Origin of the sequence: Flavobacterium sp. RNTU_13, assembly GCF_046614455.1 — a bacterium.
Taxonomy (GTDB): Bacteria; Bacteroidota; Bacteroidia; order Flavobacteriales; family Flavobacteriaceae; genus Flavobacterium.
On the sequence record NZ_JBKJHB010000008.1, the window covers coordinates 134,570 to 143,196 of the forward strand.

Below are 8,627 nucleotides of genomic sequence, written 5' to 3' on the forward strand. Positions count from 1 at the left end.
AATTATTTTTTTACGAAAACGATTTTAAAACCGTAAAATATGTTAAAATTTTATTCGCTATACTGTAATCATAAAGCGGGTTAAACTCTCTTCTGTAGATATGCCAAGTTTTTTCCGTAACCTATAACGATGCAATTCTACTCCTCTGAACGAAATATTCATGAGCGGCGCAATTTCCTTAGAAGATAAATTCATTTTAAGATATATGCATAACTTAATATCCTTTGGTGTAAGCAGCGGATATTTTGTAGTAAGGCGTTCCACAAATTCTTCGTGACTTTTTATTAAGTTTTTTTCAAAACTCTGCCATTCGTTCTTACTTATAGAATTCGTTTTTATAATTTTCTTTATTTTAGAAACCAGCTTAGGGGTATCTTTTTCTGTCTCAAGAGCTTCCTGTATACTCTCAATCATTTCACTATGTTTTGCAATGCTTAAGGATTTACCCGCTACTTCGCTTGCTTTAGACTGTACTTCCATCTCCAGCCTGTGTTTTTCATATTGCTGCTCTTTCAGTTTCATTTCTGCCTGGTATTCCAACTCCATAATCTGGGTCCGGTGCCTGAGTTCTTCTTCATTTAAACGGACCTTCTGCATATATTTAAGTGTATTCCATCGGTAGTATAAAAACAGTACTGCCCCGGTAAACATTATATATACAACTACCATATACCAGGAATAGTACCATGCCTTACTAACAGAGAAATTATATTCCCCCACCTTAGTATGGATCCTTCCGTTTTCGGTATATAAGATAAGCGAATAGTCGCCACTGCTAAGGTTGTTAAGCAATACTTTACCGGCAACCACTGGGGAATAGGTTTTACCATCATCCAGGCTGTAAACTAAATTGGGTTTTAAAAACCCAAAGCGTGATGTAATAATACTAAGTTCCAACGCACTGCCGTACTTAATACGTATGTCATGATTTATAAGTTTACCTTCGTAAAATCCTTCAACGGTAACTGTAGGTGCAGGCTCTTTTGGTAAATCCCTGTTTAAGCATAAAAAGCCGTCGTCAAGATTTATGTATATTTTATTTCCTTGATTATATACCTGTATATTTTCTATAATCAACCTTCCCTGATAGTATTTATCAGGAATTAAACGCCATGAAAACGAATCTCCGTTCTGGTTTACCAAATAAAGCAAGTTGTTTTTAAAAACAAGGAAATTGTTATCATCTATAGGTATGATATCTGAAATGAACCCGAACTCCTTATTAAAAAGCTGGTTTTTTTCCAGTTTAGTAGAAACCGCATTATATGTATACCATGAACCGGCTATAAAAAACAATACCTGATCCCTGAAACTGCATATCTTTACATTAAAATCGCTTTTTATGTGATTATTTGCCGATACATTTTCTACCTGTTTTACATTAAAATTATCATCATACGTTATGCGGTACAAACTTCGGTAATTATCTGCCGCCCATAGTTCTCCCGGATGGTTTTGCGCTATATTGCGTATCGGCTTTTGTATATTATCCAGAATTTTATACTTACTAAGGTCATTAATGTTATTATATACGGCTATACCCGAGTAATTTGCCTGGAAGTAAACACTATCATACCGGCTTTTTAAAAATTTCCATCCACCGTTTACCGGGCTAACTTTAGTAACCATTCCATTGCTAAACACATAAGTACCGTCATTATGCCCCATAATAAAACTGTTTCCATTTTTATATATGTCCCAAACCTGTCCCTGGGTATTTGGTACAGGTGCAATATTTTGGTCGGAATAGGTAAACACACCGTGATTGGTTACTAACAAATAACCACCAGAAAACGTGGAGAGTGAATAAACAGAACCTAATAAACCCGAATTATCTGTAAAAAGTTGTAGTGGCGCGTTAATTTCTACATGGGCAATACCATTATCCAGCCCCAGCCAAAGATCTCCTTCCCTATCTGTTGCAATACTTAAAACAGCGTTGTTCCGTAGAGAGTTTTGCCTGTTTATGTTTTTATAAGAACCATCATCAAGGTTAACCAAATACAAGCCGCTACGCGAAGTACCTATTGCAAGCAGGTTTTTACCTATAAATTGTTCAGATAAAATAACTTCCTCTTTTAGAACATTGTTTAGGGCATTATCCCACGAAGCAATTCCCGTAGCATTAGCTACATACACCCCCTTATTCTTTGTAAATATAAAAGTGTTGTTATCATACTGATCCATACCATGCACTACGCTTCCATTTACCAATGCCCATTCTTTTACATGAACAAACTTATTGCCCATAAGCCGGTAAATGCCATTACGGGTAGTAGCTGCATACACTTGATTGTTTATAACATAACAATACGATATTTGCGAAGGAAAGTTAAGGCGTTCTATACGGCCTTGTTCATACACATAAAGCGCATTAAAAGATTGAAAGAACAAACGGTTTCCGTTCCTGAAAATTTTCCATATCTCCTCATTCCCGGCGAAACCTGTAAACAATTTTTCTGAAGAAAGACATGTGTAACGCATTACACCATTTAAGCGCTCCCAATATCCAAACTCTTTATAGGAGCCGCAGTAAATTTTATTACCCCATATAAAAATAGAACGGATAATGGTTTTATTGGGCATAGCATACTTTTCCCATTTAACACCATCATAACGTAAAAAGTAATGGTTGTTCGCAAAATACATGGCTTTATCTGTACCCTGAGCTACATTCCAAACCTGATTATCACCGTTATATTCTGATTTTGTAAAATTTTCAACATAAGGCAGTAACTGCTGCCCCTGAGCTACATTTAAACCAAAAAGTAATAGTAGTAGTAAAAGTGCGCGTTTTAATAACATATCACCGCTTTATTATTAACCGTTCAAAAATAGGAAAACTATAGCCAAAAAAAATGCCCCTATATATGGGGCACATTTTCTTTTACATATCCGTCGAGGTATTTAAACCTAGGCGCTAATTTTCCATGTTCTGCAATAACGGCGCGTTCTAAAATTCCGTGGGCATCATCATTAAAAAATGCCGGGATTACGTGCTGCAAAAACATATCTCCAAAGCCTTCGCTGGCATCTTTAGGAAGTTCGCACGGCAAATTATCTACCGCCATAACCACTACAGCCGCCGGATGAAAAACATCTACTTCCTGGCGGGTAAGCGGATTGTAACCGTATAAAGGCTCCGCAATTGTAGAAGACCTCAATGTACAAGCTACCGGCCCGGCTACATCGCAAGAAATATCGGCAACAACTTTTAATTTACAGTCTTTCCCGGCAAGCATTTCTGCTGTAAGTATATCAGGGGCATTATTCCCATGGAAGTGACCCGCAATAAACATATCTGCTGCATTTGCAAAACGCGCGAAGTCTGACTCAAAATCTTCGGCACCGGTAAAAAACTCGGCATTGCCTATTGCAGGCTCGCCATCTTTACGGCGGTTATAGTCCAGCACATCTATGTGTACATATACAGGTACATCGTAAGACTTAGTAAGGAAGTCATTTATAGAAACCTCCTTTATTTTTACCGCGTCTAAAATTTCTTTAGCCCCCATACCCACTTTACCATGACCCGTAAGTACAATTTTAAACGGAGGAAGATATAGTTTTTTAAGCCTTGCAATAAGTTCTTCCTTACCGGCTAAGCTTTCTGCCTTGGGCAAATCATGAAGATCATACTTAAGGCAAAATGCTCTAAAAGCATTATAAGTACCCACAATACCGGCATAACGACCAAAACCTATTAATCGCTTACCCGCTTGGTCTATTACCGTTTCATGATCATACAACGTAATATCATTATCCAGTACTGCCTGCAGCATTTTTTGGTTGTAAGGCTGCTTTTTTATGGTGTGAGAAAAGAAAAAATATTTTTTTCCGGGTATTAAAGCATCAATAGGTACTTCTTTAACACCTATAAGTACATCGCAATCAGAAACATCTTCTGTGACATCTATACCAAGCTCTTTATATTGCTCATTTGTAAAAACGCGTATATCTGAGGCTTCAACTTTTATTTCAGCATCAGGAAATAACCTTTTAAATTCCAACAACTTAGATGGTGAAAAAACCACCCGTTTATCCGGTGGCGATTTACGCTCCCTTAATATCCCAAATTTCATATATCCTATTTTTGTAAAAAGCTTGGTCTTTTTTGTGAATTTAAAAAATACGAAAACGAAATAGCTTAATATTATAACTATATCGTAATTTATAAAATCCAAATATAACATATTTTCAAAATCTATATAGTTAAGGCAGGAAAATTTATTGTTACATATAAAACATGATAATAAATTACTTTTTTATTACTTTTGCACCTCCTTATAAACATGGGGCCGACTGGTTTTGACAGCAAGCCGTAATGGACAGTAAGCACGTCGGGAAATGGGGCTGTTCCCGTATATCATTGCTCCGAACATTTAAACGGCGAAAATAACTACGCTCTTGCTGCTTAATTCTGAACTATAGTAAGAATAGCCTCGTCCCTGCCAGGCAGGGAGGCAGGATTCTCCTGAAAAGCCTTGGTTTATGGCGTTTCGATTAGGAGAACCGTAAAAGTAAACCTAGGGAAAGTTTTGCTCTGCGGCTTTCCTGACACTTTAAGAGCTAAGTAACAGGTGGCAGTTTCCGGCCTTGCCTGTTAACTAAAATCCAAGCGGAAACTAAGCGTGTAGAAAGCTCTTTGTTACCTTGTTTGGACCCGGGTTCGATTCCCGGCGGCTCCACGAGGACGTTTTATGCGTTTTTGAAATATCCAGTGGAAGTGAGACTCAATGTCTTAAAAGCCTATAAAACCTGCAAATCTGAACCTTTGCAGGTTTTTTATTTCCACCTGCAAAGGTGTTAAAAGGTTTTGTTTTTGGATAATTCACTTCGTATTCCACATACAATTATCTCCTCTTATTGTACTTAGCAATACATACACCTACAACCTTTTAAACTCTAAAAGCCGAAATCGTTAATTTTAGAAACAACAATACCGTTGGAGGTGAAAAATAAAAATCCCGACTGCAAAATGCAATCGGGTTTCTTATTTCAATCCGTTAATCTCTTTCAGGATAACTCAGATAACTAATGGCTATTTCTTAATAATAGTAAGATTTTTAATTTGATTGCCTGTAGTAACTCTTACAATATAGCTTGCTGCCTCTAGTGCACTCATATTAAGTGTTCCACTGTGTGCATTCCATTTCACTTCAAAAACCAGCTTACCATTTAAGTCGTAGACCGCTACATTAGATATGTTTTGTGTAGACTCTATATTAAGTTGTTTGTCTACCGGGTTCGGATAGTATTTAAATACATCCTTAGTAAGATGATCATTACCTAAAATTACAGATATGGTTACTGCCAGGGTCGTTTTACTTGTACACTCATTAATTGTTTGGGTAGCGTAGTAGGTGATTCCATTCTCCAAAACAGTATGTTCAGGCAGAGGATTACTTCCAGCCAGTGCTTCGGCTTCAGAAGTGTACCAAAGAATACCCTCGCCTACGACATTTATATCTGCAACTGTAGCATTGTCAGCACTATTAAATGCCTGTTGTGAAATGCCTGTAGGGGCAGCAGTTGTATTTACTGTTACGCTCACCGCTGTCCTTGTACTCTCACAAGCGTTCAGTGTCTGAGATACGTAGTACGTGGCTGTTGAAAGCGCGGCAGTGGTTGCCAACTCCGTGCCGCCTGTAGCAGCTGTGTACCATTTTAATGAAGTGCCGTTTGCAACAAGGTCAGATACCGTTGCTCCGTTACAGAATATTTGTGCCGATGCTGTTGGAGCAGCAGTTGTGTTCACTGTTACGTTCACCGCTGTCCTTGTACTCTCACAAGCGTTTAGCGTTTGCGATACGTAGTACGTGCCTGTTGAAAGCACGGCAGTGGTTGCCAACTCCGTTCCGCCTGTAGCAGCAGTGTACCATTTTAGTGAGGTTCCGTTTGCAGTTAAACTTGCTACTGTAGCTCCGCTACAGAAAGTCTGTGCCAATGCTGTAGGTGAGGCAGTTGTATTTACTGTTACACTCACCGCGGTCCTTGTACTCTCACAAGTGTTAAGTGTTTGAGATACGTAGTACGTACCGGTAGAAAGTATCGTGGTTGTTGCCAACTCCGTACCACCTGTAGCAGCTGTATACCATTTTAACGAAGTGCCATTAGCAGTTAAACTTGCTACCGTTGCTCCGCTACAGAAAGTCTGTGCCGATGCTGTAGGAGCAGCAGTTGTGTTCACTATTACGTTCACAGCAGTTCTTGTGCTCTCACAAGCGTTAAGTGTCTGAGATACGTAGTATGTACCTGTCGAAAGTATCGTGGTTGAAGCCAACTCCGTTCCGCCTGTAGCAGCTGTATACCATTTCAGTGAGGTACCGTTTGCAGTAAGCTCTGCTACTGTAGCTCCGTTGCAGAATGTTTGTGCCGATGCGGTTGGGGCAGCAGTTGTATTTACTGTTACACTCACCGCTGTCCTTGTACTCTCACAAGAATTCAGTGTCTGAGATACGTGATATATGCCTGTTGTAAGGATTGTCGTCGACGCAAGAGGATCTGTCGAAGTAGCATCTGCATACCATGCCAGCGTATTACCATTTGCAATAAGGTCAGATACCGTTGCTCCGTTACAGAAAGTCTGTGCCGATGCTGTTGGAGCAACTGTTGTGTTTACTGTTACGCTCACCGCTGTCCTTGTACTCTCACAAGCATTAAGTGTTTGAGATACGTAGTAGGTACCGGTTGCAAGCGCGGCAGTGGTTGCCAACTCCGTTCCGCCGGTAGCAGCTGTGTACCATTTTAATGAGGTACCGTTTGCATTAAGCTCTGCTACTGTAGCTCCGTTGCAGAAAGTTTGTGCTGAAGCAGCTGGGGCAGCAGTTATATTTACTGTTACACTCACCGCTGTCCTTGTACTCTCACAAGCGTTCAGTGTGTGAGATACGTAGTATGTACCTGTCGAAAGTATCGTGGTTGAAGTCAACTCCGTTCCGCCTGTAACAGCTGTGTACCATTTTAATGAGGTACCGTTTGCAGTAAGCTCTGCTACTGTAGCTCCGTTACAGAATGTTTGTGCCGATGCTGTTGGAGCAACTGTTGTATTTACTGTTACGCTCACCGCTGTCCTTGTACTCTCACAAGCATTCAGTGTCTGAGATACGTAGTACGTGCCTGTTGCAAGCGCGGCAGTGGTTGCCAACGCAGTGCCACCTGTAGCAGCTGTATACCATTTTAGTGAAGTACCGTTTGCAGTTAAACTTGCTACTGTAGCTCCGTTACAGAATGTCTGTGCCGATGCTGTTGGAGCAGCAGTTGTGTTCACTGTTACGTTCACCGCTGTCCTTGTACTCTCACAAGCGTTAAGTGTTTGCGATACGTAGTACGTGCCTGTTGAAAGCACGGCAGTGGTTGCCAACTCCGTTCCGCCTGTACTAGAAGTGTACCATTTTAATGAAGTACCGGTTGCAGTTAAACTTGCTACCGTGGCTCCGTTACAGAATGTTTGTGCCGATGCTGTTGGTGCAACTGTTGTGTTCACTGTTACACTCACTGCAATCCTTGCACTCTCACAAACGTTTAGCGTCTGCGATACGTAATACGTACCGGTAGAAAGTATCGTGGTCGATGCCAACTCCGTTCCGCCTGTAGCAGTTGTGTACCATTTTAATGAAGTACCGTTAGCAGTAAGCTCTGCTACTGTAGCTCCATTACAGAATGTCTGCGCCGATGCTGTTGGTGCAACTGTTGTGTTCACTGTTACACTCACCGCTGTCCTTATACTCTCACAAGCGTTTAGCGTTTGCGATACGTAGTACGTACCTGTTGCAAGCACGGCAGTTGTTGCCAACTCCGTGCCGCCTGTAGCTGCTGTGTACCATTTTAACGAAGTGCCGTTTGCCACAAGGTTAGATACTGTAGCACCGTTGCAGAAAGTCTGTGCCGATGCTGTAGGGGCAGCAGTTGTATTTACTGTTACACTCACTGCTGTCCTCACACTCTCACAAGCGTTAAGTGTCTGAGATACGTAGTAAGTGCCTGTTGAAAGCGCGGCAGTGGTTGCCAACTCCGTTCCGCCTGTAGCAGCTGTATACCATTTTAACGAAGTGCCGTTTGCAGTAAGCTCTACTACTGTAACTCCGTTACAGAAAGTCTGTGCCGATGCTGTTGGGGCAGCTGTTGTATTTACTGTTACACTCACTGCTGTCCTCACACTCTCACAAGCGTTAAGTGTCTGAGATACGTAGTACGTGCCTGTAGAAAGCGCGGCAGTGGTTGCCAACTCCGTTCCGCCTGTAGCAGCTGTATACCATTTTAGTGAGGTACCGTTTGCAGTAAGCTCTACTACTGTAGCTCCGTTACAGAAAGTCTGTGCCGATGCTGTTGGAGCAACTGTTGTATTTACTGTTACACTCACCGCGGTCCTCGTACTCTCACAAGCGTTAAGTGTCTGAGATACGTAGTACGTGCCTGTAGAAAGCGCGGCAGTGGTTGCCAACGCAGTGCCACCTGTATTGGAAGTGTACCATTTTAATGAAGTGCCGTTTGCAGTTAAACTTGCTATTGTAGCTCCGTTACAGAAGGTCTGTGCCGATGCTGTTGGAGCAGCAGTTGTGTTCACTGTTACGCTCACCGCGGTCCTTGTACTCTCACAAGAATTCAGTGTCTGAGATACGTAGTAC

At 41.2% G+C, this 8,627-nt stretch carries 3 protein-coding genes and 1 other RNA gene; 1 reads left to right on the forward strand and 3 read right to left on the reverse strand.

Translation table 11 applies throughout. The features are described from left to right. Positions 1-57: 57 nt before the first annotated feature. Together ACLI08_RS16020 and ACLI08_RS16025 are read right to left on the reverse strand one after the other, a co-directional pair. Complete coding sequence (locus ACLI08_RS16020; RefSeq protein WP_411429519.1) at positions 58-2,805, reverse strand: histidine kinase; 2,748 nt, start codon at positions 2,803-2,805, stop codon at positions 58-60. Positions 2,806-2,864: 59 nt separating this feature from the next. Beyond that, positions 2,865-4,082 carry an NAD(P)-dependent oxidoreductase gene (locus ACLI08_RS16025; RefSeq protein ID WP_411429520.1) on the reverse strand — a complete coding sequence of 406 codons (1,218 nt, stop codon included), beginning with the start codon at positions 4,080-4,082 and terminating at the stop codon, positions 2,865-2,867. Between the two features lie 212 nt (positions 4,083-4,294). Between ACLI08_RS16025 and ssrA the strand changes: the two genes are divergently transcribed. After that, positions 4,295-4,691: a transfer-messenger RNA gene (ssrA, locus tag ACLI08_RS16030) on the forward strand. Between the two features lie 350 nt (positions 4,692-5,041). Here ssrA and ACLI08_RS16035 read toward each other — a convergent pair. Further along, positions 5,042-8,627, reverse strand: a 3,586-nt coding sequence (locus ACLI08_RS16035; RefSeq protein ID WP_411429521.1) for a beta strand repeat-containing protein, incomplete at its 5' end; no start/stop codon positions are given.